This is a genomic window from Micromonospora sp. WMMD812, assembly GCF_027497215.1.
Taxonomy (GTDB): domain Bacteria; phylum Actinomycetota; class Actinomycetes; order Mycobacteriales; family Micromonosporaceae; genus Micromonospora.
Map to the genome: position 1 here is coordinate 3,141,865 of NZ_CP114904.1, position 25,448 is coordinate 3,167,312.

At 73.9% G+C, this 25,448-nt stretch carries 24 protein-coding genes and 1 pseudogene; 10 read left to right on the plus strand and 15 right to left on the minus strand.

Annotated features, from left to right (window positions below):
• Positions 1–402: 402 nt before the first annotated feature.
• Both O7603_RS14345 and O7603_RS14350 read left to right on the plus strand, forming a co-directional pair.
• Positions 403–1,848, plus strand: coding sequence for a CAP domain-containing protein (locus O7603_RS14345; protein ID WP_281576204.1), 1,446 nt, complete (start codon positions 403–405; stop codon positions 1,846–1,848).
• 112 nt (positions 1,849–1,960) lie between these two features.
• Positions 1,961–2,803 (plus strand): endo alpha-1,4 polygalactosaminidase, encoded by an 843-nt coding sequence (locus O7603_RS14350; protein WP_281576205.1) that lies wholly within the window; start codon positions 1,961–1,963, stop codon positions 2,801–2,803.
• Between the two features lie 97 nt (positions 2,804–2,900).
• On the opposite strand, the gene O7603_RS14355 is transcribed toward O7603_RS14350, so the two are convergent.
• From O7603_RS14355 to rsmD, 9 genes are all read right to left on the minus strand, one after another.
• A complete protein-coding gene (locus O7603_RS14355; RefSeq protein ID WP_281576206.1) occupies positions 2,901–5,117 on the minus strand; it encodes an MMPL family transporter in 2,217 nt (738 codons plus the stop codon).
• Positions 5,118–5,353: 236 nt separating this feature from the next.
• Positions 5,354–6,211 carry a bifunctional DNA-formamidopyrimidine glycosylase/DNA-(apurinic or apyrimidinic site) lyase gene (mutM, locus tag O7603_RS14360; RefSeq protein ID WP_281576207.1) on the minus strand — a complete coding sequence of 286 codons (858 nt, stop codon included), beginning with the start codon at positions 6,209–6,211 and terminating at the stop codon, positions 5,354–5,356.
• Positions 6,204–7,100 (minus strand): ribonuclease III, encoded by an 897-nt coding sequence (gene rnc / locus O7603_RS14365; RefSeq protein WP_281576208.1) that lies wholly within the window; start codon positions 7,098–7,100, stop codon positions 6,204–6,206. Before rnc ends, mutM begins: the two co-directional genes overlap by 8 nt.
• On the minus strand, positions 7,097–8,086 hold the full coding sequence (locus O7603_RS14370) for a phosphate acyltransferase PlsX (RefSeq protein ID WP_281576209.1): 990 nt from the start codon (positions 8,084–8,086) through the stop codon (positions 7,097–7,099). The genes rnc and O7603_RS14370 overlap by 4 nt, the downstream gene beginning before the upstream one ends.
• A gap of 114 nt (positions 8,087–8,200) precedes the next feature.
• A complete protein-coding gene (gene rpmF / locus O7603_RS14375) occupies positions 8,201–8,374 on the minus strand; it encodes a 50S ribosomal protein L32 (RefSeq protein ID WP_091591091.1) in 174 nt (57 codons plus the stop codon).
• 5 nt (positions 8,375–8,379) lie between these two features.
• Positions 8,380–8,943: a YceD family protein gene (locus O7603_RS14380; RefSeq protein ID WP_281576210.1), complete on the minus strand. Its 564-nt coding sequence runs from the start codon at positions 8,941–8,943 to the stop codon at positions 8,380–8,382.
• Between the two features lie 109 nt (positions 8,944–9,052).
• On the minus strand, positions 9,053–9,550 hold the full coding sequence (locus O7603_RS14385) for a hypothetical protein (RefSeq protein ID WP_281576211.1): 498 nt from the start codon (positions 9,548–9,550) through the stop codon (positions 9,053–9,055).
• 223 nt (positions 9,551–9,773) lie between these two features.
• On the minus strand, positions 9,774–10,262 hold the full coding sequence (gene coaD, locus O7603_RS14390; RefSeq protein WP_281576212.1) for a pantetheine-phosphate adenylyltransferase: 489 nt from the start codon (positions 10,260–10,262) through the stop codon (positions 9,774–9,776).
• Positions 10,259–10,822: a 16S rRNA (guanine(966)-N(2))-methyltransferase RsmD gene (gene rsmD, locus O7603_RS14395; protein ID WP_281576213.1), complete on the minus strand. Its 564-nt coding sequence runs from the start codon at positions 10,820–10,822 to the stop codon at positions 10,259–10,261. Before rsmD ends, coaD begins: the two co-directional genes overlap by 4 nt.
• Before the next feature lie 314 nt (positions 10,823–11,136).
• On the opposite strand from rsmD, the gene O7603_RS14400 reads away from it, so the two are divergent.
• Positions 11,137–12,639 carry a cell wall anchor protein gene (locus tag O7603_RS14400; RefSeq protein WP_281576214.1) on the plus strand — a complete coding sequence of 501 codons (1,503 nt, stop codon included), beginning with the start codon at positions 11,137–11,139 and terminating at the stop codon, positions 12,637–12,639.
• Between the two features lie 189 nt (positions 12,640–12,828).
• On the opposite strand, the pseudogene recG reads toward O7603_RS14400, so the two are convergent.
• Together recG and O7603_RS14410 are read right to left on the minus strand one after the other, a co-directional pair.
• Positions 12,829–15,048, minus strand: a pseudogene (recG, locus tag O7603_RS14405) (ATP-dependent DNA helicase RecG); the annotation flags it as partial.
• A gap of 64 nt (positions 15,049–15,112) precedes the next feature.
• Positions 15,113–16,720 (minus strand): DAK2 domain-containing protein, encoded by a 1,608-nt coding sequence (locus O7603_RS14410; protein WP_281576215.1) that lies wholly within the window; start codon positions 16,718–16,720, stop codon positions 15,113–15,115.
• Positions 16,721–16,983: 263 nt separating this feature from the next.
• Between O7603_RS14410 and rpmB the strand changes: the two genes are divergently transcribed.
• On the plus strand, positions 16,984–17,175 hold the full coding sequence (gene rpmB / locus O7603_RS14415) for a 50S ribosomal protein L28 (protein WP_013284551.1): 192 nt from the start codon (positions 16,984–16,986) through the stop codon (positions 17,173–17,175).
• A gap of 178 nt (positions 17,176–17,353) precedes the next feature.
• Positions 17,354–18,610, plus strand: a complete 1,257-nt coding sequence (locus O7603_RS14420) for an ATP-grasp domain-containing protein (protein WP_281576216.1) — start codon at positions 17,354–17,356, stop codon at positions 18,608–18,610.
• Between the two features lie 14 nt (positions 18,611–18,624).
• Here the strand turns inward: O7603_RS14420 and O7603_RS14425 are convergent, their stop codons facing one another.
• Positions 18,625–19,092: a GNAT family N-acetyltransferase gene (locus O7603_RS14425; protein WP_281576217.1), complete on the minus strand. Its 468-nt coding sequence runs from the start codon at positions 19,090–19,092 to the stop codon at positions 18,625–18,627.
• A gap of 28 nt (positions 19,093–19,120) precedes the next feature.
• Entirely contained in the window at positions 19,121–20,113 is a 993-nt protein-coding gene (locus tag O7603_RS14430) for a thiamine-phosphate kinase (RefSeq protein WP_281576218.1), read from the minus strand.
• A 90-nt stretch (positions 20,114–20,203) separates the two neighbouring features.
• On the opposite strand from O7603_RS14430, the gene O7603_RS14435 reads away from it, so the two are divergent.
• Together O7603_RS14435 and O7603_RS14440 are read left to right on the plus strand one after the other, a co-directional pair.
• The gene (locus tag O7603_RS14435) at positions 20,204–20,437 is read left to right on the plus strand and encodes an Lrp/AsnC ligand binding domain-containing protein (RefSeq protein ID WP_013284547.1); all 234 of its coding nucleotides are present in this window, start codon (positions 20,204–20,206) and stop codon (positions 20,435–20,437) included.
• Positions 20,438–21,088, plus strand: coding sequence for a DUF3515 family protein (locus O7603_RS14440; RefSeq protein ID WP_281576219.1), 651 nt, complete (start codon positions 20,438–20,440; stop codon positions 21,086–21,088).
• Positions 21,089–21,112: 24 nt separating this feature from the next.
• Here O7603_RS14440 and O7603_RS14445 read toward each other — a convergent pair whose 3' ends face one another.
• A complete protein-coding gene (locus O7603_RS14445) occupies positions 21,113–22,213 on the minus strand; it encodes a D-alanine--D-alanine ligase family protein (RefSeq protein ID WP_281576700.1) in 1,101 nt (366 codons plus the stop codon).
• A 262-nt stretch (positions 22,214–22,475) separates the two neighbouring features.
• On the opposite strand from O7603_RS14445, the gene O7603_RS14450 reads away from it, so the two are divergent.
• Entirely contained in the window at positions 22,476–23,756 is a 1,281-nt protein-coding gene (locus O7603_RS14450) for an AAA family ATPase (protein ID WP_281576220.1), read from the plus strand.
• A gap of 78 nt (positions 23,757–23,834) precedes the next feature.
• Here the strand turns inward: O7603_RS14450 and O7603_RS14455 are convergent, their stop codons facing one another.
• Positions 23,835–24,053 (minus strand): hypothetical protein, encoded by a 219-nt coding sequence (locus O7603_RS14455; RefSeq protein WP_281576221.1) that lies wholly within the window; start codon positions 24,051–24,053, stop codon positions 23,835–23,837.
• 274 nt (positions 24,054–24,327) lie between these two features.
• Between O7603_RS14455 and O7603_RS14460 the strand changes: the two genes are divergently transcribed.
• Together O7603_RS14460 and O7603_RS14465 are read left to right on the plus strand one after the other, a co-directional pair.
• Complete coding sequence (locus tag O7603_RS14460) at positions 24,328–25,173, plus strand: helix-turn-helix transcriptional regulator (protein WP_281576222.1); 846 nt, start codon at positions 24,328–24,330, stop codon at positions 25,171–25,173.
• A gap of 5 nt (positions 25,174–25,178) precedes the next feature.
• Positions 25,179–25,379: a DUF397 domain-containing protein gene (locus O7603_RS14465; RefSeq protein WP_281576223.1), complete on the plus strand. Its 201-nt coding sequence runs from the start codon at positions 25,179–25,181 to the stop codon at positions 25,377–25,379.
• The last annotated feature ends 69 nt before the right edge of the window (positions 25,380–25,448 follow it).

Below are 25,448 nucleotides of genomic sequence, written 5' to 3' on the forward strand. Positions count from 1 at the left end.
AGCCGGCCAACGCGCGCCCACGTGTTCGCGACTGCCATTCCAGCTGTATCTGGGCATGACCGGGCGCGACTGGCGACACCTATATATTGAGCCGCAAACCCCCCCTTCGTCAAGTTCTCGCAGGCCGTAGATCATCTCTACGTCGGCCTGACCACTCGCCGGGGGGCTGCCACGCGGCACGGACACGCTCTGTCCGGACGCCTTAACTGTACGCCTCCATTGCTGGGAAGTCCGCACCGGGGCGTCCGACTTCCCCTTAACTCTTTCTTAGCCACGTTGCCGCAGGTCGCGAGGCACCCGTAGCGTCACCCCGGCCCGTAACCGACCCCTGGAGGCCAAGGCGTGTACGGCTGGACCGACCCGAACGAACCGGATGGCGCCGCCCGGCGTCCGGAGCCGCCGATGGGCGACCCGGCCTGGCTGACCGACCGCCCGGAGCCACGGTCGGCCTACCTGTTCGGTGACGACCCCGAGCAGCCGGCCGACGACGCGCGCCGCGAACGGCCGGCCGAAGCATGGCGCGAGCAGCCGACCGGCCGCTGGTCCGCCGAGCCGACGCCGCGGGACGAGCAACCGACCGGCAGCTGGCACCGGGACCTCCCCACCGGTGACTGGCGGGACGAGTCGACCACGCACTGGTCCGCCGAGCGGACCGGGCGGTGGGCGGCGGACCAGTCCACCGGTCGGCCGTACGGTCCAGCCGCCGGGGACGGCGCCGCAGAGCCGTCCACCGGCGGCTGGACCGCCCAGACGACCGGCGACTGGGCCACCGGGTCCACCGCGGCCGGCCCGGCCTACGGCGACCGGCCGGCCGACCGGTACGCCGGCCCGGCGACCGGCGCCTGGGCGGCGTACCACGACACCGACCCGGCGACCGGGACCTGGTCGGCGCACGGCGAGCGAGACACCGCGGCGACCGACACCTGGCCGGCGTACCGCGCCGGGAACGCCGCGCCCGCGACCGACGGGTGGGCGGCGTACGGCGACCGGGACGGCGGTCCGGTGCCCGGCGGGTGGCCGGCGGACGACGCCACCGCCCCGATCTCGCCGGCCGCGGGGCGCGACGCCGACGGCGGGCAGGGCGACGCCGAGGGGCGCCACCGCTCCCGTCGCCGGTTCCCTCGGCCACTGGTCATCGGCGGCGCCGCCGCGGCGGCCACCCTCGTCGTGAGCCTCGGCGTCGGCGCGCTCGCCATGCCCGGCGGCGACACGGCTGACCCGTCCGCCGTCGACGACACCGTTGCCGCCGGTCCCGCGCTGCCGACCGACGAGACCTTCCCCGGCGACGCGCTGGCCGCTCCCTCCGCGACCGCCTCGCCCACCACCGCGCGCCCCACGCCGTCGGCGAGCCGGACCAGCCGACCCACCCCGGCGCCGTCCCGGACCACCGCGCCGTCGCGGCGCAACGTCGACCGGAGCAGCGCGCCGAGCGCCGGCGGCACCACGACCGCGCCGAGCGGCACCGTCAGCGCCCAGGCGCGCGAGGTGGTCGACCTGGTCAACGCCGAGCGGGCCAAGGCCGGCTGCAAGGCACTGACCATCGACGACAAGCTGATGACCGCGGCCCAGCGGCACAGCCAGGACCAGGCCGACCACCGGAACATGTCGCACACCGGCAGCGACGGCAGCAACGCCGGGACCCGGATCGAGCGGGTGGGCTACCAGTGGCGCACCTACGGCGAGAACGTGGCCTGGAACCAGAAGACCCCGGCCGCGGTGATGGACGCCTGGATGAACAGCTCCGGGCACCGGGCCAACATCCTGAACTGCGCGTTCACCGAGATCGGGGTGGGCATCGCGAGCAGCAACGGACCGTACTGGACCCAGGTCTTCGCCGCGCCGCGCTGACCGGGCGAGTCGTCGGCGGCACCGCACTCGTTTCCCCGGGTGAGGTGCGCCGACGTGGGGGCGGCGTACCGGTGGGGACGGCGGGACGCCGTCCGGGACCCGGGAGCTGCCGATGCGGATCCGGCTGCGCGAACGCGCCGCCCGGTGCCGGCTGCGCCGGGCGGTGTCCGCGGCCGCCGTGCTGCTCCTGCTGATTCCGGCGTACGGGTGCCGGATGGAGATCACCCCGCCCGGGGCGCCGACCCCGTGGCCGTCCGAGTCGGCCCGCCGCTGGCAGTGGCAGTGGCAGCTCAGCGGCCGGCTCGACCCGGGCGTGGACGCGGACGTGTTCCTGCTGGACCCCGTCCGCACCACGACCGCGGAGACCGCCGAGCTGCGGTCACGCGACCGGCGCCTGGCCTGCCAGGTGCACGTCGGCTCCGTGCTGGCGACCGACCCGGACGCGAGCCGCCTGCCGGACCCGGTGCGCGGCGCGGCCGGCCACCGGCCGCAGAGCCGCTGGCTGGACGTCCGGCAGTGGGACACGCTCGAGCCGGTGCTGGCCGACCGGTTCCGGCTCTGTCGGGGCAAGGGGTTCGGCGCGGTGGCGCTGGCCGACGCGGACGGCTACCTGTACCGATCCGGCTTTCCGCTCGACTTCGACGACCAACTGGTCTTCAACCGCCGGCTGGCCACGCTTGCGCGGTCGCTGGACCTCTCCCCCGGGCTGATGAACGACGTGCCGCAGCTCGCGGCGCTGGCCCCGGACTTCGACTTCGCGGTCAACGAGGAGTGCGTCCGGCTCGGCCAGTGCGCCAAGCTGCTGCCCTTCATCGAGGCCGGCAAGCCCGTCTTCCACGTCGAGTACACCGGCTCGACCGCCGACTTCTGCGTCACGACGGTGGGCTACGGCTTCGCCTCGATCCGCAAGGAGCGTGCGCTCGACGCCGGGCGGGTCTCCTGCCCGCTGCCCTGACCGGGACGCCCGGACCGTCAGGCGGGGCCGGACCTCAGGGGGTCGGACCGTCAGGCGGGGTCGGACCGCCTGGTGCGGCCCGACCCCGCCGAGTGGGTCAGCGGACGCCGACCAACTCCGGCGTGGGCGCCGGCGGGTCGGTCGGCGTGGGCGAGGACCGGCCGCGCAGGAAGCGCGGGGCCCACCAGTTCGCCTCGCCGAGCATGGTCATCAGAGCCGGCAGCACCACCGCGCGGATGATCGTGGCGTCCAGCAGGATCGCCGCCGCGAGGCCGATGCCGAGCTGCTTCATGTCGATCGTGCTGAGCGTCCCGAAGATCGCGAAGACGCCGACCATCACGATCGCCGCGCTGGTCACCACGCCGGCCGACGAGGTGATGCCGTATGCCACCGCGTCCCGGTTGGACATCCCGGCGCGGATTCCCTCGCGGATCCGGCTGACCACGAAGACGTGGTAGTCCATCGAGAGGCCGAAGAGCACCACGAACAGGAACAGCGGCAGCCAGGAGACGATCGCGCCCATCGAGGTGAAGCCGAGCAGGTCGTCCGCCCAGCCGCCCTGGAAGACCAGCACCAGCAGCCCGTACGCGGCGCCCGCCGAGAGCAGGTTCAGCACGATCGAGCTGATCGCCACCACCACCGACCGGAAGGTCAGCGTCATCACCAGGAACGTGAGCACCAGCACGAAGCCCATCACCAGCGGGAGCTTGTCCCGGACGTGAGCCGCGTAGTCCTCGCTGGCGGCGACGCCGCCGCCGACCGCGTACTCGATGCCGGGGATCCCGCGTAGCTCGGCCGGGGCCAGGTCGTCGCGGAGCCGGTGCAGCGAGTCGACCGCCTTGTCCTCACGGCTCGCGTACGGGGTCGCCACCTCCAGCACCGACACCCGCCGGTCGTCCGAGACCTGGATCTTCGGGCCGTCCGCCTCGACCGGCGCGAAGAGCGGGTCGCCGCCGGCACGGCCGGCCAGATCGGTCAGCGCGGCCCGCACCCGGTCGGCCTCGGCCGCCGGCGCCCGCACCGCCACGGTGTGGCTGGTGCCGTTGCTGGGGAAGGCGGCGGTCAGCCGGTCGTACGCCTGCATCGCCGGCGTGCTGCGGGGCAGGTCCTCCATGCCGGGGAACTTCAGCTTCATGCCGAGCGCCGGCGCCGCGAGGGCGAGCAGCAGCCCGACCGAGATCACCAGCGTCGCCACCGGCGCCCGCAGCGCGGGCCGGAGCACGGCCGGCCAGAACCGCGGCGCCGCCTCCCCGTGCCGCCCGGTACGCGGCGCGGTCAACCGCCACAGCAGTGGCACCCGGGGCCGGTCGACCCAGCGGCCGAGCTTCGCCAGCAGCGCCGGCAGCACGGTCAGCGAGCCGACCACCGCGACCGCGACCACCAGGATCGAGCCCACCGCGAGGGAGGAGAAGACCGCGTCGCCGGCGAGCAGCAGGCCGGCCATCGAGATGATCACGGCGAAGCCGGAGACCACGACGGCGTGGCCGGAGGTCTCCGCGGCGATCTCCACGGCGTCCAGGCCGGAGCGTCCCTTGGCCCGCTCCTCGCGTTCCCGGCGCACATAGAAGAGCGAGTAGTCCACGCCCACCGCCATGCCGATCAACAGGATGACGCTGGCCGTGACGTCGGTCGCCGGTACCAGGTGCGAGGCCAGAGTGGAGAGTCCCATCGCGGCGGCCACCGAGGAGAGCGCCAGCAGCACCGGCACGCCCGCCGCGATCAGCGCGCCGAACGCGATGATCAGGATGGCCAGGGTCACCGGCAGGCTGAGCAGCTCGGCCCGCTGGAAGTCCTTGCCGAGGGTGTCGTCCAGCGCCTTGTTGATCGACGGCCCGCCGACCTGCTCGACCCGCAGCTGCGGGTGGGCGTCCTGCACGCCGGCCGTCGCGTCCCGCAGCGGCTGCAGCCGGTCCGAGGCGGTCTCCGGGTCGCCGGACATCGTGATCGGCAGCAGCAGGGCCAAGCCGTCCCGCGCCGGCACCGGCTGCCCCACCTCGGCCACGCCGGTCACCGACCGCATCCGGGCCGCCGCGTCGTCGGCCGCCGCCTTCGCCGCCGCCTGATCCAGAGCACCGGCCCGCGGCGTGATCAGGATGTTCTCCACCGCCGGCTCGTGGAAGTCACCCGCCTCCACGATCACCCCGGCCCGGCCCGACTCACCGATCGCCTGGTCGGAGTCGCTGGCCTCGTTGAGGCCGGCGGCGTTGCCCCCCACGAAGCCGACCGCCACGAACACCACCCACAGCGCGATGGCACGCCACGGATGTTCGGCGCTCCAGCGCGCCAACCGGACCGTCACCGGTCTCGCCCCCATTTGCTGGTCCCCCTGTCACGTCAGCCCTCTGCCAACGGTGCTGACGCTAGGGGCGTGACGAGGCGGGGACATCCGGGTGCGGCCCCGGCCCGTCCCCGGTATCCACCCCGGAGGGTCGAACGGCCGGCCGGCATGGGCAAAGCGGGGTGGGACCCGCCGAAGGGCGCGGTTCCCGGGGGCGCGTCCCGGAACGGCCCGGGGCGACGCGCCGCGCGCGTCCCCGAGCCGGCTCAGGGTCATCCCCTCCGGGCACTCCGGGGCCGGGGCTGGCAGCGCGGGCAGCTGTACGACGACCGGTTCATGAACGGCTCGCGGCGGATCGGCGTGCCGCAGCGTCGGCAGGGCTCGTCCTCCCGGCCGTACACGTTCAGCGACCGGTCGAAGTAGCCGCTCTCGCCGTTGACGTTGACGTAGAGGGCGTCGAAGCTGGTGCCGCCCTCCTTGATCGCCTCGCCCAGCACGTCACGGACGTGCCCGAGCAGCCGCTGCGCGGCCGGACCGGTCAGCGCGTCGGTGGGCCGCGCCCCGTGCAAGCCCGCCCGCCAGAGCGCCTCGTCGGCGTAGATGTTGCCCACCCCGGAGATCAGGGTCTGGTCCAGCAGCGCCCGCTTCACCTCGGTACGCCGGCGACGCAGCGCGGTCACGAACCCGGCGTCGGAGAACTGGGGGTCCATCGGGTCCCGAGCGATGTGCGCGATCTCCGCCGGCAGCTCGGCCCCGCCCTCGCTGACCGCGAGCCCGCCGAACGTGCGCTGGTCGACGAAGCGCAGCTCCGGGCCGTCGTCCGCGAAGCGGAACCGGATCCGCAGGTGCGTCTCGTCGGGCGCGTCGGCCGGTTGCAGCAGGAGCTGGCCGGACATGCCGAGGTGTCCGACCACGGCGTCACCGCTGTCCAGCGGCAGCCAGAGGTACTTGCCGCGGCGGCGTACGTCGAGCACCGTCCGGCCGGCGAGCACGTCGGCGAAGTGCTCGCCGCCGGGCGTGTGCCGGCGGACGGCCCTCGGGTGGCGCACCTCGACGGAGTCGATCCGCCGCCCGATCACCCACTGGGCCAGGCCCTGCCGGACGGTCTCGACCTCGGGCAGCTCAGGCACGCGCCGGCCCCGCATCCCCCGCCGCTTCCGCGTCGGGGTCACCGGCGTCACCCGGAGCGCCGTCCGGGACGCCGGCATCGCTCGATCCCGCGCCGGCGGGGCCGGCGCCGTTGCCGTTGCCGCTGGCGGCGCCGGGGCGGGCCGCGCTCGCGCCGCCGTCCCCCTCGTCGGCCCGTTCGGCCTGCTCGGTGAGGGTTCGCCAGGCCGCCTCGGCGGCCCGCTGCTCGGCCTCCTTCTTGCTCCGCCCCTCGGCGCCGCCGTAGCGGTTGCCGGCGACCACCACCCAGGCGGTGAAGGTCTTCAGGTGGTCGGGGCCGGTGCCCTCGATCCGGTACTCGGGCACACCCAGCCCGAGCGCCGCGGTCAACTCCTGAAGGCTGGTCTTCCAGTCCAGCGCGGCGCCCCGGCCCGCCGACTCCGCCATCAGCGGGTCGAAGAGCCGGTGGATGACGATGGCGGCGGTGTCCAGGCCGTACTGGAGGTAGATCGCCCCGAGCAGCGCCTCCAACGTGTCGGCGAGGATGCTCGCCTTGTCCCGGCCGCCGGTGGTCTCCTCGCCCTTGCCGAGCAGCAGGTAGGCGCCGAGCCCGTCCGGGCCGAGGCCGCGGGCCACGTCGGCCAGGGCGCGCATGTTGACCACGCTGGCCCGCAGCTTGGCCAGCTGCCCCTCGGGCAGGTCCGGGTGGTTGTGGAACAGCGCCGTGGTGATCACCACGCCGAGCACGGAGTCCCCGAGGAACTCCAGCCGCTCGTTGGTGGGCAGGCCGCCGTTCTCGTACGCGTACGAGCGGTGGGTCAGCGCGCGCTCCAGCAGCTCCGGGTCGAGCGTCACGCCGAACGCGGCTTCGAGGTGACCGACGGACGTCCGCCGCCGCTTGTCGTTGCTCATGGTGTGGCTACCTCATCGGTGGTGCGGTCGGTGCGGTCGTGGCCGGCCGGAGCGTCGCCGGCGAGCAGCGCGGCGACGGCGTCGGTGGCGCGGCGCCGCCACAGGTGGGCGGCGAGGGCGATGCCGGAGGCGACGTCGTCGGCGGTGGCCGAGCCGTGGCAGACGACCACCGTCCCGGCGACGCCGAGCAGGGCCGCGGCACGGGGTGCGCCGCCGCTGGCGGGGGGACCGCCGGCCATCGCGTACGCGCCCTCGATCGCCTTGAGCAGCACGTTACCGGTGAAACCGTCGGTGACCACCACGTCGGCGCGCGCGCCGACGGACACGTCGTACCCCTCGACGAGGCCGACGTAGCGGGCGTCGCAGGGCAGCGGTTCGGCGGCGAGCACCGGATCGGCGGCCCGGCGGACCCGGTCGCCCTTGCCCGCCTCGACGCCGACGGAGAGCAGCCCGACCCGGGGCGCGGTCACCGCGTGCGCCACAGCGGCGTAGGCGGCGCCGAGCACGGCGTGACGGGCGAGGGTGGCCGGACGGGGTTCCAGGGAGCCACCGACGTCGAGCAGGACGACGGGACCGTCGAGTGCCGGGAGGGTGGCGACCAGGGCCGGGCGGCGGACGGCCGGCCAGCGGCCGAGCCCGAGCGCGGCGGCGGTGACGGTGGCGCCGGTCGAGCCGGCGGACACCAGGGCGTCGGCGGTGCCGTCCCGGACGGCGGTGACGGCGGCCCGCACGGTGCTCTCGGCCCGCGCCGCGCTCGGATGGTCGGCCATGCCGACCGCGTCGCGCACCGGCCGCACGGTGATCCGGGCCCGCTGGGCCGGTTCGAGGGCGGCGATCAGCCCGTCGGCGACCTCGGCGGGGCCGACGAGCAGCAGGTGAAGGTCGGGGTCGGCGCGCACGGCCCGCAGAGCGCCGTCAACCACGACGGCGGGAGCATCGTCCCCGCCGAGGAGGTCAACGGCGATCCGCGCGGTGCCCGGCTCCACCGGTACGCCGGCCGGAGCAAACCGGCCGACGTCGGAGGGAGCCGGGACACCGGGCGAGTGCCAGGGTGCGCGCGCAGCCCGACCTGAGGTCGGGGGCGTCACTCGGCGTCCAGGTCAGACCTCGAGGACCTGGCGGCCGTTGTAGGTCCCGCAGACGGAGCAGGCGGCGTGCGGCAGCTTCGGGGACTTGCACTGCGGGCACGCGACAGTCGCGACCGCGGTCGCCTTCCAGTTCGCCCGGCGGGACCGGGTGTTGCTGCGCGACATCTTGCGCTTGGGGACGGCCACGGTTCTTACTCCTCTTTACGGGTCAGTTGCGACAGGCCAGCCCATCGCGGGTCGATCTGCTGGTGGCTGTGATCGGCCGGCAGATCGTCCCAGTGCACCCCGCAGTCGGGGCACAGGCCTGGGCAGTCCTCCCGGCAGAGCGGGTTGGTCGGCAGTGTGAGCACCACCGCGTCCCGCAGCGCCGGTTCCAGGTCGATCAGATCGCCCTGCATCCGGCCCACCTCGTCCTCGTCGGTCGTGGTGTCCGTGGTGCTGTTCTCGTACGCGTACAGCTCCTGGACCCGCACGGCCACCGAGTCGTTGATCTCGCGCAGGCAACGGCCGCACTCGCCCCGGACGGGACCGCTGATGGTCCCGGAGACGAGCACGCCCTCGGACACCGACTCCAGCCTCAGGTCGAGGTCGAGGTCCGCGCCCTCCGGCACGCCGATCAACTCCACGCCGAGGTCCGCCGGTGCCGGCACGACCCGCTTGACCGTACGCAACGCACCAGGCCGACGCGGCAGGTCCCTCGTGTCGAGGACCAGCGGCGACCTGGGGTCGAGTAGTGAAGGCGAGTGTTTGGGCATAGTCAGACTCCGGCCGGTGAGAGGCCGACAAAAAAGGTTACCTGGACGACCGCCGGACCGTCGAATCGGGGGCGACGCCCGCCCCGAATGTCGGCTGCTGAGGTGCCGGTCAGAAGGGTAGCGGGCGTTCCGCCTCATCCCCAGCGAAGGTGCCGATCTCCCGGAGCGCGTGCATCTTGTCCCGGCCGCGCTCGATCGAGGCGAGCGCCCGGGTGAGGAACTGCTCGAAGTTGGCGAGCGCGGTGTCGACGTAGTCGTCGACCTCCTCGCGCAGCCGCTGCGCCTCGGCCCGGGCCTCGGCGATGATCCGCGCGCCCTCGTGCTCGGCGGAGACCGTGATCTCGTTCACGGAGACCAGCCGCGCGTGTTCCGCCTCACCCTCGCTGATGATCCGGTCGGCCTCCCGCTTGCCGGCCTCCATGATCTTGTCGCGCTCCTCCAGCAGGGCCGCCGCGCGGCGCAGGTCGGCGGGGAGCTCGGCGCGCATCTCGTCCAGGGCCGCGATCATCTCGCCCCGGTCGACCATGCAGTTGTTCCGCGACATCGGGACGGACCGCGCCGTCTCCACCATGGCGATCAGTTCGTCGATGCGATCGAGCGGGTCCACCGGTACCTCACCCCTGTCGTTCGTCGGCCGACCTACATGATGCGGGCTACGGCCGGGTTCCCGCTCCACTCATCATCCCGCGCACCCCACCGCGCACCCACACGCCATGCCCCCGGCGCGTCGCGCCGCGCTGATCTTGCCCGGACCGCGCCGGCAGATCGCCCGTCGCGGGGCGGATCGCGGGCCGGAGCGGCGAGATCGCGGGACGTCGGGATGGGTACGGTCAGGGGCGCGACGGCGGCGAGAGTCGGGCCTGGAGCTCGGTGCGGACCCGGTCCGGCACGTGCGCGGAGATGTCGCCACCCCACTTGGCCACGTCCTTGACGAGGCTCGAGGAGAGGAACGAGTAGAGCGGGTTGGTCGGCATGAAGAGCGTCTCGACGCCGGCCAGGCCGATGTTCATCTGCGCCATCTGGAGCTCGTAGTCGAAGTCGCTGACCGCTCGCAGGCCCTTGATCAGCACGCTCGCGTGCTGCGCGCGGCAGAAGTCGACCAGCAGCCCGCGGAAGGACTCCACCCGCACGTTGTCGTACGAGGTGGTCACCTCGCGGAGCATGTCGATCCGCTCCTCGACCGTGAACAGGCCGCTCTTCGACTGGTTCACCAGCACCCCGACGATCACCTCGTCGAACAGTCGGCTGGCTCGGCCGATGATGTCGAGGTGTCCGTTGGTGACCGGGTCGAACGAACCGGGACACACCGCACGTCTCATGATCGGCGACCGTACCAAAGGGTGGTCTCGCCGTAGCGACGGCTGCGCCCGCCGGTGATGCCCGGCACCCAGGCGAGTGGAGTGCCCCGACTGGACCGCTCCACCACGACGAGCGCGTCGGGGCCCAGCCACCCCCGGTCCACGAGCGCGGCCAGCACGGCGCTGATCTCCGCGTCCGGCACCGCGTACGGCGGGTCGGCGAAGACCACGTCGTACGGCTCCCCGTCCGGGCCGCCGGCCAGCGCCGTGGCGACCTTGCCGGTGACCAGCCGGGCGCTGGATGCGGCGCCCAGCGTGGCGATGTTCTCCCGGATGACCCGGGCCGCCCGCGGGTCGGACTCGACCAGCAGCACGTGCGCGGCGCCCCGGGAGAGCGCCTCCAGCCCGACCGCGCCCGACCCGGCGTAGAGGTCGGCGACGCGGGCCCCGTCGAGGTCGACCTCGGCCTGGATCGCGCTGAACAACGCCTCCCGCACCCGATCCGACGTGGGGCGGGTGCCGGCGCCGGGTGGCGCGGCGATGCGCCGACCGCCGAGCGCCCCACCCACGATCCGGGTCACCCTCTCCTCCCGCTCATGCCCACGACGCTACGCGACGGCGGGACACCGGCGGCCGACACCGCCGGTACCGCTGGAGCGATGAGTGGATCACGCAACGTATATCAATGATCTCACATTCATAACATCAGTCTTAGCGGATGCTGAGGGCTGTAATAGGGACGTCGATCTCGCTAGGGTCTGCCGGGTGTCGGTGACGCAACACTGACCCAGCCAGCGGAGAGGTGCTCGAATCGGACGCGCGGCGCTCGTCAGCGACGGTCCGGCCGCATCTTCCGCCCCACATCCCTGACGCATCTTTCACCCCGGGAGTACGCGTGATCCGTCCCAAGCTGTCGCTGCGGCGACCGCTGGCCGTCCTGGGGGCCGTCCTGCTCGGCCTCACCGGGGCCGTCGCGGTGGCCGCCCCAGCCAGCGCCCACCACACCACCATCACCGCCGTGGTCGACTGCGACCAGCTCAGCGGTGAGCGCGTGATCACCTGGACCGTGGAGAACAGCGAGCGCGACAAGGCCGCGACGCTGAAGAAGGTGACCGCCGAGCCGAACACCCCGGTGAAGCTGAAGACCGACGAGACCAAGACGCTCGAGGGCGCGGTCATCATCAAGGGCGGCAGCCTGCAGGCCGTCCAGCGGGTTCCCGGCGACACCGCGAGCGCCAAGCTCACGGTGCACGCCAAGTGGAAGAAGAACGGCATGGAGGCCACGAACGAGGGCAGCATCACCCTCCCGGCCGACAAGCCGTGCACCCCGGCACCGAAGTGTGTGGACGCCAGCAAGGCGAAGTACAGCCACACCTTCGACGGGCCGAAGGGCACCGCGACCGTCAAGCTCGACGGCAACCTGCCGCTCTGCGGCGACAGCAAGCAGTACTTCACCCTGGTCTCGTACTTCGCGCCGCGGCCGCAGTTCGCCACCCCGCAGTACGTCTACGGCACGCCGGACAGCGACTGGATCGGCGGCACCCAGACCGAGATCGAGCTGAACGTCGAGATCCCGAACTGCCACACCCAGGTCGACCTCATCTGGGGTGACAAGGACCAGGTCATCGACCCGCTGGTCGAGGGCGGCAAGCGCTACGACAACCTGAAGCTCGGCGCCCCCGGCGCCCCGGGCAACCGGTCCACCGGCCCGCAGGGCTGGTACAACGGCGGCGACAAGAGCTGCACCACCCCGGCGTCGACCTTCGCGTCCAACTGCGACGGCACCGTCACCGTGTCGCTGAGCAACGACGGCAAGATCAGCAAGTACCCGGTCGAGTTCGAGGTCAAGGGCGAGAACGGCTGGTCCAAGAAGGTCACCGTCGAGCCCGGCAAGGCCAACAACGACACCAAGGTGCCCGCCGAGAACGCCGGCAAGATCGAGGTGCTGGTCGACGGCCAGGTGATCGAGAACGGCACGTACGCGTGGGAGCGTCCCGAGGACTGCCCGCTGCCGACGGTGACCACCGAGGCCGACTGCAAGAACTTCACCCTGACCGCGTCCAACCCCGAGGGTGGCCTGCCGGTCAAGGTCGAGTTCACCTACGGCGGCAAGACCGAGACCCGCACGGTGGCGCCGGGCAAGTCCGAGTCGGTCACCTTCGCGGCCGGCAAGGACGAGAGCGCGCTCGTCGCCCTCCCCGAGCTGGAGCTGGAGATGGAGGCCGTCTACGCCCCCGAGGGTGAGTGCGGCGGCGGCGGGGCCGGCGGCGAGGAGCCGGGCCTGCCGGTGACCGGCGCGGCGGCCGGCGGCATCGCCGCGGGCGCCGTGGCCCTGCTGGCCCTGGGCGCGGTGCTCTTCGTCATCGCCCGCCGGCGTCGGGTGACCTTCACCGCCTGATCCGGTAGCGACCCGCGAGGGCGCGTCGACCGCACGGTCGACGCGCCCTCGTCGTATTCCCGCGTCGGTCTCCGGGGGCGGCACCCATCGCTGCCCCTGAACGAGCCGTTCGGTGGCGTGTCCGGTCGCCCCGCCGCCATCGATCCGGTCGCTCCGCCACCGACGACGGTGACCGCACGCGGGCGCCGGTCAGCCCTTCTCGAGGTACTCCGCCCGCTCCTCGTCGACCAGGGCGGCCACCGAGGCGGCCAGCGCCGGGTGCCGGATCAGCTCCGGGTCCTCCTCGACCAACGCGATCGCCTCCGCGCGGGCGTCGCGGATCAGATCTGCGTCGCGCAGCAGCGAGAGCAGCCGCAGGTGCGAGCGGCGCCCGGACTGGGTGGCGCCGAGGACGTCACCCTCGCGGCGCTGCTCCAGGTCGAGCTCGGCGAGCTTGAAGCCGTCCGTCGTGGAGGCGACCGCGTCGAGCCGCTCCCGGGCCGGGCTGCCCTCCGGCGCCTCGGTCACCAGCAGGCAGAGCCCCGCCGCCGCGCCCCGGCCGACCCGGCCGCGGAGCTGATGCAGCTGGGAGACGCCGAACCGGTCGGCGTCCAGCACGATCATCACCGTCGCGTTCGGCACGTCGACGCCTACCTCGACCACCGTGGTGGCCACCAGCACGTCGAGCTGGCCGGCGGCGAACGAGCGCATCACCGCGTCCTTCTCGTCGGCCGGCAACCGGCCGTGCAGCACGCCGATCCGCAGCCCGTGCAGCGGACCCTCGGCGAGCAGCGGCGCCACCTCGGTCACCGCCAGCGGCGGGCGACGGCCGTTGTCGTCGACCGGTGGCGGCTCCTCGTCGCTCTGCGGCCCCTCGCCGATGCGCGGGCAGACCACGTACGCCTGGTGCCCGGCGGCCACCTCCTCGCGGAGCCGGCGCCAGGCCCGGTCGAGGAACGCCGGCTTCTCCGCCGCGGGCACCACGTGCGAGCCGATCGGCGAGCGCCCCCGAGGCAGCTGGGAGAGCGTGGAGATCTCCAGGTCGCCGTAGACGGTCATCGCCACGGTGCGCGGAATCGGGGTGGCCGTCATCACCAGCACGTGCGGCGGCTGGTCGGCCTTGGCGCGCAGCGCGTCCCGCTGCTCGACGCCGAAGCGGTGCTGCTCGTCGACCACCACCAGGCCGAGGTCGGCGAAGTCGACGCCCTCGTAGAGCAGGGCGTGGGTGCCGAGCACAATGCCCGCCCGGCCCTCGGCAACCTCCGCGAGGGCGCGCCGCCGAGCGGCCGCGCCGAGCGAGCCGGTGACCAGCTCCACGCGGGTGGCGTGCTCGGCCGCGTCGAGCTCGCCGGCCCGGCCGAGCGGCCCGAGCAGGTCGCGCATGCCCCGGTGGTGCTGGGCGGCGAGCACCTCGGTGGGTGCGAGCAGCGCGGCCTGACCGCCGGCGTCGACCACCTGGAGCATCGCCCGCAGCGCGACGACCGTCTTGCCCGAGCCGACCTCGCCCTGGAGCAACCGGTGCATCGGGTGCGGGGTGGCCAGGTCCGCGGCGATCTCCCGGCCGACGTCGCGCTGGCCGGGGGTCAGCTCGTACGGCAGCCGGGCGTCGAACGCGTCCAGCAGGCCACCGGAGCGCCCGGACCGAGGCCGGGCCGGCCAGTCGGCGGCCCGGTGCTTGCGCTGCACCAGGGTCAGCTGCACCGCGAACGCCTCGTCCCACTTGAGCCGCCGCCGAGCCCGGTAGAGCTCCTCCTTGCTGGACGGGCGATGGATCTCGCGCAGCGCGGCGCCCAGCCCGACCAGGTTGCGGCTGGCCCGCACGGTCGCCGGCAGCGGATCGTCGGGCGGGGCGACGGTGTCCAGCACCACCCGGACACACCGGGCGATCACCCAGGTGGGCACGGCCGCGGCCGCCGGGTAGACCGGGATCAGCGCGCCGGCGAACTCCTCGACCTCCTCGTTGGCCGCCGCCTCCCCGTCGCCGCCCTCGCCGAGCAGCACGTACTCGGGGCCGTTGAGCTGGCGCTTGCCCCGGAACTCGGTGACCTTGCCGGCGAAGAGTCCCCACCGCCCGGGGCGCAGCTCCCGCTCGCGCCAGGCCTGGTTGCCGAAGAAGGTGAGGGTGAGCACCCCGCCGGAGCCGTCGCCGACGGTCACCTCGAGCAGGTTGCCCCGGCGCTGGCGCATCGGCCGCACCGCGGTGCGCTGCACCTGGGCCAGCACCGTGACCTGCTCGCCGACGTCCAGCGAGCGGATGTCGGTGTGCTCCCCACGCTCGTCGTAGCGGCGCGGGAAGTGGTACATCAGGTCGCCGGCGGTGTGCAGGTCGAGGTGGGCGGCGAGCGCCTTGGCGGTCTTCTCCCCGACCAGCTTCTTCAACGGCGTGTCCACCGTCGCCAGCTCGCTGCGCTCGCTCATGCCGGCACTCCGCTCCGCTGCGCGCCGCCACGAGGCACCGCCGCACCGAGCCTGATGATTCGCTCGCTGCGCTCGCTCATTCGACGCCTACCAGGAGCGGGTAGCGCGGTTGCCCACCCGGATAGGCCTGCACCTCGACGAACGGCCAGTGCTGCCCGACGTGGGCACTGATCGCCTCGACGAGGCCGGCCGGGGCGTCGGCGCCGGAGATCAGGGTCACCAGCTCGCCGCCGCCGCCGAGCATCCGGTCGACCACCGCGGCGCAGGTGTCGGTCAGGTCGGTGCCGATCAGGTGAACCTCCCCGTCGACCAGGGCGAGCACGTCGCCGGGCTGGCAGGGCCCGGCGACGGTCAGCGCCTCGCGGCTGGCGTAGCAGACCTCGGCGTAGCGGCAGGCGCCCGCCGCCTCGGCCATCGCGATGACGTCGTCCTCGAACCGGCGACCCGAATCGCGGACCGCCAGGGCGGCCAGCGCCTGCACCGGCGACCGGGTGGGCACCACGCTGACCTTGACCCCGAGCCGGTGCGCCTCCTTGGCGGCGGCGCCCGCCACGGCCTGGGTGTTCGGGTCGTTGGGGAGCACCACCACCCGGGCCGCGCCCGTGGCCCGGATCGCGTCGAGCAGCTCGCCGGTGGACGGGTTGCCCGGGACCACCGTGGCGCCCTCACCGCCGAACAGCTCGGCGATGCCCGCACCGGGGGCGACCACCACCGCCGACCGCGCGGCCGGTGCGAGGACCGGCGGCGTCTGGTCGGCGAAGCGGGTCACCGAGATCTGGTGCGGGCGGCCGGCGACCACGCCCGCCTCGATCGCCGCCCCGACGTCGTTGACGTGCACGTGCACGTTCCAGGTCGGTGCTGGCCCGGCGCCGTCACCGACGATCACGAGGGAGTCGCCCAGCCCGGCGAGCACGTCGCGCATCCGGTCGACCGCCTCCGGCCCGGCGTCGAGCAGGAACTGCACCTCATAGGCGTACCGGTCGGAGCCGGTCTCGCGGACGGCGGTGGCCGGCGAGGCGGACGCCCGCGGGGCGGGGGCCACCCGGGCCGGGCGCTCCCCCGTGACCACCTCGACCAGCGCGTCGAGCAGCAGGCACAGGCCGCGGCCGCCGGCATCCACCACGCCGGCCCGGGCCAGCGCGGGCAGCTGCTCCGGGGTGCGCGCCAACGCCTCCGCGGCCTCCCCGGCCGCCGCCCCGGCCACCGCGCACAGGTCGTCGCTGTCGGCCCGCTCGGCGCCGGTGGCGGCCGCGGCGACCACGCTCAGCAGCGTGCCCTCGACCGGCCGGGCGACCGCGGTGTAGGCGGCCGCGGTGGCGTCGCGCAACGCCGCCGCCAGCTCGCGGCCGCGCAGCGCCGGCACGACCGCGGCCGCGTCGGCGAAGCCGCGCAGGATCTGCGAGAGGATCACGCCGGAGTTGCCCCGGGCGCCGAGCAGCGCGCCCCGGGCCATCAGCCGCAACGCGTGCCCGTGCGGGGTGGCCTCGCCGTCGGGGAGGGTGTCCAGGTCCATGGCGAGCGCCTGCTGCGCGGAGGTCAGCGTGAGCACCAGGTTGGTGCCCGTGTCGCCGTCGGGCACCGGGTAGACGTTGAGCTGGTCGATCTCGGTCTGGTGCCGCTTGAGCGCGGCCAGCCCGCCCGCGCACCAGCGGCGTACCGCGGCGGCGTCGAGGGTGTCCAGCACGGCGAGAAGCCTACTGGCGCACGCCGACACGCGGGTGGGCTCGTCCGGCGTGTCCGAGGCTCCGGGCTGCCCGCGCTACTCTCGCGGGGGTCCGGGCGCGGCACCGGGGAGGCCGGGCGACCGGGGCACCTCGTCGGCGGCTTCCGCCGGCACCCGCCCACAGCCCGGTTGGGCGTCCCGGCCGGGCATCGGGTAACCTGACCAGGTTGCCCGGGCAGCGCCTGCCGGCGACCTCATGAACGTTTCAATCCCAGGAGTATCCCGTGGCTAGCGTGTGCGACGTCTGTGGCAAGGGGCCGGGCTTCGGCCACAACGTGTCCCACTCGCACCGGCGGACCAACCGCCGCTGGAACCCGAACATCCAGTCGGTGCGTACCCCGGCCGGTGGTGGCACGACCAAGAAGCTGCAGGTCTGCACCTCGTGCATCAAGGCCGGCAAGGTCACCCGCGCCTGATCCGGCGCAGACCAACCTGATCGACGGCACAGCCGGCGGACCATGCGGTCCGCCGGCTCTGTCATGTTCGCCGCCCGCTCGCTGACGGGTACGCGACGCCCTGTCGACTACGGCCCTACGCCCGGTTAGGGTCTCCCTGCGCCGGGCCCGCCGGCGGAGCGACCAGGGGAGGGCGAGCGTGCGGCTGGACCTGGGCCCGGACGACCTGATCATCATCGGGGCCTCACACGGCATGCTGCGCTGGTTCGTCGACGACCTTCCCGCCGACAGCGTGGTGCTCGTCGAGGAACCCGACGTGATCCACCGCCGCGACGTCGATCTCCTCGCCGAGCAGTTGCCCTTCGTCTCCCGGGTCGTCCCGGTCGAGTACCAGACCGGTCTCGACGTGGCGGCGCTGCTCGCCCGCGAGCCCGGGCTCGCCGCCGCCCGGTTGGTGATGCCCGGCCTGGAGTACGCGGTGGGCGCGGCCGCGCGGCTGGCCGACGCGCTCGGCCTGCCCGGAGCCGGCGGCGCCGCCGCCGAGGTGTTCTCCGACAAGCACCGGATGCGGCTGCTGGCGGCCGAAGCCGGCCTGGCCAATCCCGCCTTCGAACTGGTCGACGACCCGGCGGTGGCCGCCGCGTTCGCCCGCCGCCACGGCGGGCGGTGCGTGCTGAAGCCCACCCGCCGCTCCGGCAGCCTCGGCGTGCAGATCCTCACCGACCCCGAACAGGTCGCCGGCGCCTGGGCGGAAACCGCCACTCCGGAGGAGCCGCCGGACGCCACCCGCCGCGGGCTGCCCAGCGCCGTCCTCGTCGAGCAGGTCCTCGACGGCCGGGAGCACAGCGTCGAGCTGCTGGTCGCCGACGGCGAGGTCATTTTCGGCAACGTGACCGACAAGCGGGTGCAGGCCGGGCGCCGCCCCGTCGAGACGGGGCACACCGTCCCGTCCCTGCTGCCCGGCGGCGTCCAGCGGGACCTGCTCGACGCGGCCAACCGGCTGGCCCGGGCGGCCGGCTTCCGCACCGGCGTGCTGCACAGCGAGTGGATCGTGGCCGACGGCGTGCCGACGCTCATCGAGTGCGCCGCCCGGCTGCCCGGCGACATGATCACCGCGTTGATCTCGATCGCCTACGAGTGCGGCTTCATCGAGGCGTACCTGCGGACGCTGCGCGGCGAGCGGCCGGTGCTGCCCGCGCGGCCGACCGGCGGAGCGGCGGTGGAGTTCCTGCTGGCGACACCGGGCACGGTCACCGGCATCGACGGCGTCCGGGCGGCCCGCCGCGTGTCCGGGGTGCTGAACGTCCAGCTCGACGTCGCGCCCGGGGCCGAGGTCGGCGAGGTCACCAACTCGCTGGCCCGAAGCGGGCACGTGCTGGTGTGGGGGGCCGACGCGACCGAGGCGACCGGGGCGGCGGCCAAGGCCGCCGAGCAGATCCGCATCACCACCGGCTGAGCCGGCTCCGCGACCTAGAGGGTGCGGCCGAAGGAGATGCAGCCCGGCTCGTCCTTGTAGAAGCCGAAGTTCGGGATCCGCTCGTAGCCGGACGCGGTGTACATGCCGATCGCCTCGGGCTGCCGGTCGCCGCACTCCAGGATCATCCGCTTGCGCCCGTGCTCGCGCGCGGACCGCTCGACCGCCGCCAGCACCGCGCGTGCCACACCGCGACCGCGCGCCGTCGGCGCGGTGTACATCCGCTTCAGCTCGGCGGTCTCCCCCGTCTCGCCGTGACTGCGCCAGCCGCCGCAGCCGACCGGCTCGCCGTCGAGGTGGGCGATGAGGAAGGCACCGACCGGCGGGGCGAACTCGGCGGCGTCGACCGGGGTCTCGTCGCCGCTGCCGCCGTAGCGGGCACCCAGGTCGGCCAGCGCGTCCCGGATCAGTCGCTGGGCCACCGGCGAGTCGAACCGCACGGCGTGGATCTCGATGTCGCTCACCGGTAAAGGGTACGACCTGGGCTGGCCCTTACCGGAAGTGATCCCAGCCGGCCGGCCCGGCGTACGGCTCGCCGTCGACGGTGACCCCCGTCCCAGCCGCCACCGTGCCGATCGGCCGCCACAGCGGCGGCAGCGCCACCGCCGGCGGGAAGGTGGCGGCCAGGGCGTGATCGTCGCCCCCGGCGAGGACCCAGGAGTACGCGTCCACGCCGAGCGCCTGCGCCGCGTCGCGCATCTGGCGGGGCACCTCGAACGCGTCCCGGCGCAGGTCGATCACGACACCGCTGGCCTTCGCCACGTGCCCGAGGTCGGCGAGCAGACCGTCCGACACGTCGATCATCGAGGTGGCGCCGAGCCGCGCGGCCTGCGGGCCGGCCTCGTACGGCACCTCGGGCCGCCGGTACGCCTCGACCAGCAGTCGGGGTGTGCGGAAGCCGCGGGAGAGCACGGTCAGCCCGGCCGCCGCGTAGCCGGTGCGCCCGGCGAGGGCGACCACGTCGCCCGCCCGCGCCCCGGAGCGCACCACGGGAGCACGGCCACCGAGATCGCCGAGGGCGGTCACCGCGATGGTCAGCGTGGGGCTGGACGACATGTCCCCACCCACCACGCTGGCGCCCACCGTCGCCGCCTCGGCCGCCAGCCCGTCGGCCAACTCCTCCGCCCAGCGCGACTCCAGCTCCGGCGGCATGCACAGGGCCACCAGCAGGGCGGTGGGGTCGGCGCCCATGGCCACGATGTCCGCCAGGTTCGCCGCCGCCGCCCGGTGACCGACGTCGCGGGCGCTGGACCAGTCCCGCCGGAAGTGCCGCCCCTCGACCAGCACGTCGGTCGACGCGGTGACCCGGGCGTCCGGCGCGGCGATCACCGCCGCGTCGTCGCCGGGCCCGAGCAGGGTGGCCGGCCCGTACGCGAGCCGGGCCGTCACCCTCTCGATCAGCCCGAACTCGCCGACCCCTGCGACGCTCACCCCGCCACCTCGTTCCGCTCCTGCCGCCCGGCCCCGCCGTGCTCGTTCTGGCATCTCCCCGACCACCGATAGGGATCGGGCCTGCTCCGTACGGTAGTTTCACCCTTCGGGCCGCCCCAGGCGGCGACGGAGGGAGGTCGAGTCGTGGTACAGGCGTACATCCTCATCCAGACCGAGGTCGGCCGCGCACGTGACGTGGCCGGTCTCATCGCGGACCTCGCCGGCGTGGTGCGCGTCGACGCCGTCACCGGGCCGTACGACGTGGTCGTCCTCACTGAGGCGAACACGGTCGACGAGCTCGGCAAACTCATCGTCAGCAAGGTGCAGATGGTGCCCGGCATCACCCGCACCCTCACGTGTTCGGTGGTGCGGCTGTAAGTGGACAAGATCACTACCTCGTCCGTCGACGACCGGGACCGGGCCGACGAGAGTCCGGCCACGGTCGGCGACGGCACCGGACCGGGTCGGGACCGGACGAACCGGCGCGCGGCCCTGATCGCGACGCTGGTGGCGCTGCCGATCACCCTGCTGGTGGCCGGGGTGACCTTCGCCCGGCTCGCTCCGGACGACCCGGCGCCCGCACCCTCCCCGTCGGCGACCACCGCCCGGGCCCAGTCCACCGCGCCGGTCGAGATGGCCGCCCCGGCCCTGGCCGAGCGACCGGCCGTTCTCTGCCGTGCCCTGCTCTCCCAGCTGCCGCCGACCGTGGGCGACCTGAACCAGCGCCCGGTCACCGCCGGTCCCGAGCAGAACGCCGCGTACGGCGACCCCGCGCTCACCCTGGCCTGCGGCGGCGCCGAGCCGACCGTCCCGGCCACCGGCGACGTGTGGATGGTCAACAAGGTCTGCTGGTACGCGGCCGAGCAGGCCGACGCCACGGTGCTCACCACCGTGGACCGGGAGACCGCGGTGGCGGTCCGGGTGCCACGCGAGTACGGGCAGCCGTTGCAGCGGGTCGCTCCGATCTCGGACACGGTCGTGGCCGCGGTGCCCTCCGGCGGCGACATTCCCACCGGCTGCCGGGGCTGACCCGCCCCGGCTCCACCGCGGCGGTCAGTGCAGGCCGACCCCGCGGTTGAGGGCGGTGCGGATGAGCCGGTCGACCAGCTTCGGGTACTCCAGGCCGGCGGCCGCCCACATCCGCGGGAACATCGACGACGGCGTGAAGCCCGGCATGGTGTTGATCTCGTTGAGGTAGACGTCCAGCTCCGGGGTGACGAAGAAGTCGACCCGGGCCAGGCCGGCGCAGTCCAGCGCGGTGAAGGCGCGCACCGCGTACTCCTGGACCTGCCGCGTCACCCGGTCGGGCAGGCCGGCGGGGATGTCGTACTCGCAGGAGTCGTCGAGGTACTTCGCCTCGAAGTCGTACCAGTCGTGATCGGCGACGACCCGCACCTCGGCCAGCACCGACGCCTCGGGCGCGCCCCCGGCCTCCCCCTCCAGCACGCCGCACTCGATCTCACGGCCGACGATCGCCCCCTCGATCAGCACCTTCGGGTCGATCTGCCGGGCCGTGGCGACCGCCGCGTCCAGCTGCGCCCAGTCGCTCACCTTGGTGATGCCGAACGACGAGCCGGCCCGGGACGGCTTGACGAAGACTGGCAGGCCGAGCCGGTCCTTGTCCGCCTCGGTCAGCGTCATCCCGCTGCGCAGCACGACGTACGGGCCGACCGGGATGCCCTCGGCGGCGCAGAGCTTCTTGGTGAACTCCTTGTCCATCGCGGCGGCGGAGGCGAAGACGTTCGCCCCGACGTACGGGATGCCGGCCATCTCGAGCATTCCCTGGATGGTGCCGTCCTCGCCGTACGCGCCGTGCAGCACCGGGAAGACCACGTCCACGTCGGCCAGGGCCTGGGGCCCCTCGGCCGGGTCGAGCACCATGAGCCCGTTGCCGGTCGGGTCGGCGCGCAGCACGAGGTCGACGCCGGACTGGGCGGTGATCTCCGGGAGCTGGCGGGACTGGATGGCGAGCTGCTCCGGGTCGCCGCTGGTGAGCACCCACTGCCCGGCCCGCGTGATGCCGACCGGCACCACCTCGTACTCGTCGGGGTCGAGCGCGCCGATCACGCTGCCCGCGCTGACTGCGGAGATGCCGTGCTCCGGGCTGCGGCCGCCGAAGACGATCGCCACGCGGGTCTTGCCTGGGGTGGTCACTCCGGTCACCTCTCCGGTCGCGGACGTGGGCGCGTCGCTCACCCGGTTGACCTTACTGTGCGTGGCGGCGGACCGAGGGCATACCCGGTGAGACGCGGCGCGATACCGCAATCGGTCAGCAGCCGATATACGGTGCGTAATCGCCCCTCCGGTCGGGGCGGCGAGTCGCGGCCGGCGTGGCGGAGCGGGTCGGGGCGGCGAATCGCCGGTGCGGTGGAGCGGGTCGGCGGTCCGGCCGCTCGCCCCACTACGCTGCTCGGCTGTGAGCTCCGACGCCCTCATCGAGTCCCTGTCGGCCGCGATCGACGCGCGCCCGGACGACCTGCCGCTCCGCTTGCACCTCGCCACGATGCTGCTGGACGCCGGTCGCGGTGGTGAGGCGATCGCCCAGGTCGGCCAGGCGCTCGCCCGGGACCCGGGCAACGAGCAGGCGCAGGCGCTGATGCAGCGGGCGCTCGGCGCCGCCGTACCCCCGCCGCCGCCCACGCCCGACGCGGCGTCGGCCGGCCCGGCGCCCGCCGCGCCGGCGCAGCGTCCGGCCCCCGCCGGTGCCGCGGGTGACGATCCGCTGGCGGCCTACGAGCAGGAGCTGGCCGACGTCGTGCCGCCGCGCTTCGCCCGGGCCGGCGACGAGCCGGAACCCGTGGCCGGCGACCACGACCGGGTGTATGACGTCGAGACCGCCACGATCCGGCTGGCCGATGTGGGCGGCATGTCGGCGGTGAAGGAGCGGTTGGAGCTGGCCTTCCTCGGCCCGCTGCGCAACCCGCAGCTGCGCAAGATGTACGGCAAGAGCCTGCGCGGCGGCCTGATGCTCTACGGGCCGCCCGGCTGCGGCAAGACGTTCCTCGCCCGCGCCGTGGCCGGGGAGATGGGCGCCAAGTTCATCTCGCTGTCCATCGTGGATGTGCTGGACATGTGGATGGGCAACTCGGAGCGGAATCTGCACGAGCTGTTCCAGGCGGCCCGCCGGAACGCGCCGTGCGTGCTGTTCCTCGACGAGGTCGACGCGCTCGGTCACAAGCGCTCCCAGGTCAGTTCCAGCTCGATGCGGACGCTGGGCAACCAGCTGCTGGCCGAACTGGACGGCATGGAGGGCAGCAACGAGGGCGTCTTCGTGCTCGCCGCGACCAACACGCCGTGGGACGTCGACCCGGCGCTGCGCCGCCCGGGCCGCCTCGACCGGGTGGTCCTGGTCCTGCCGCCGGACGCGGAGGCCCGCCGGGCCATCCTCGAGTACCACCTGCGGGAGCGGCCGATCGCCGGCATCGACCTGCACAAGGTGGTCGCGGCCACCGAGGACCTGTCCGGCGCGGACCTGGCCCACCTCTGCGAGACCGCCGCCGAGTACGCGATGGCCGACTCGGTCCGCAGCGGCGAGGTACGGATGATCGAGCAGCGGGACTTCGACCGGGCGCTGAAGGAGGTCCGGCCGTCGACCCGGCCCTGGATGTCCACGGCCCGCAACGTGGCGATGTTCGCCAACGAGGGCGGCGTCTACGACGACCTGGTCGCCTACCTCAAGAAGCGCAAGCTGCTCTGACCGCCTGGCGGACCGGTCCGACGGCGACCGCGCCCGGCTCACGGCGGACGTTCGGCCCCGGTCTGCGCCCCGGCGCCGTCAGTCGCGGGCGTGCCGCCGGCCCACGGCGATCACCTTCACCCGCTGGCGGCCGGCCCGCACCATGCCCAGCGCCATGAACGCGCCGGCGATCCGGTCGGCCGCCTCGCGGCTGCTTGCGCCGACCACCTGGCGGCGCCGCTCCGGGCTGGTCCGCTCGTTGCGGCCGGGCCCCTCGAAGGGGCGCACGTCGGTGAGCACCACCAGGAAGCGGGTCATCGCCGGCCCCCGGGCTGGCCGGCGTGGACGTGCGGACCGCTGGGCACGCTGACTCCCTTCGGACGGGCCGGGACGGCGCGGCACGCGGCGACCGGGTACGGGGGAGAAACCCGATCGCCGCGCGCCCCATCCCCTCCGGTCGCTCACCGCCACCGTCGCCACGACAACCGGCGGTGAGGACGCGGTAACAGATTGACAGCTGTACAGCCATGAATGCAACTCTCATCGGCGTTCTCTCATGTACCGACTCCCAAATGTGTGTAACTATCGATGCATGGCCCCCAAGACCGCCCGCGCCCGCCGCCTCGGCATGGCCCTGCGCACCCACCGGGAGGCCGCCGGCCTGACCCTGGAGACGGCGGCGGACGAGATCAACAGCACCCGCAGCACACTGTCCCGCTACGAGAACGCCCAGACGCTGGTCAGCCCGGCCACCGTGCGCGCGCTGCTCACCCTCTACGGGGTCGCCCCGGAGGACGTCGCCGCGGCCGTCGAGCTGGCCAAGGACGCCCGCAAGCCGGGCTGGTGGGTCTCCTACTCGTACCTGCTGGACCGCCGCACCATCGACTTCATCGCGTTCGAGTCCGAGGCGACCGGCATCGCCAACTTCGAGCCCTCCGTGGTCCCGGGCCTGCTGCAGACCGCCGACTACATCCGCGGCGTGATGCGCGGCGGCCCGCACACCCTCGGCGACGATCAGGTCGAACAGCGGGTCAAGTTCCGGCTGGACCGTCAACAGCGGCTCACCGCCAAGGAGCCGCCCATCCTCGACGCCATCATCGACGAGGGCGCGCTCCTGCGGCCGGTGGGCGACCGGTCGGTCATGGAGGGCCAACTGCGGCACCTGGTGAAGATGGCCGAGTTGCCGAACATCACCGTCCAGGTGATCCCGCTGGCCGCCGGCTACCACCGCGGCACCCGGGGGTCCCTGCACATCCTGGAGTTCGCCGACCCGGAGGACCCGATCATCGCCTCGGTGGAGACGGTGGCCGGTCAGATGATCCTCGACCGCCCCGGCGACCTCCGCACCTGCACCAAGATCATGGAACACCTGCGGACGGTCGCGCTGAGCCCGGCCGACAGCCGCGACCAGCTCCTCCAACTCCTGAAGGGACGGTAGGACCGATGACACCGACGATCAGCGCGGCGCTGGCCGCGGCGGGCTGGCGCAAGAGCAGCCGCAGCGGCGACGAGGGTGCCTGCGTGGAGGTGGCGGTGATCCCCCAGCTGGTCGCCGTCCGCGACTCCAAGGACCCGGCCGGCCCGGCGCTGCTCTTCGCGCCGGCCGCCTGGGCCGCGTTCGCCCAGGCGCCGCCGCGCCGCTGACCCCGCCCGGGGCCGGCCGTCGGTGGGCGGCGGCCGGCCCTGGGCGCTCGGCCGGCCGCCGGTGGGCGG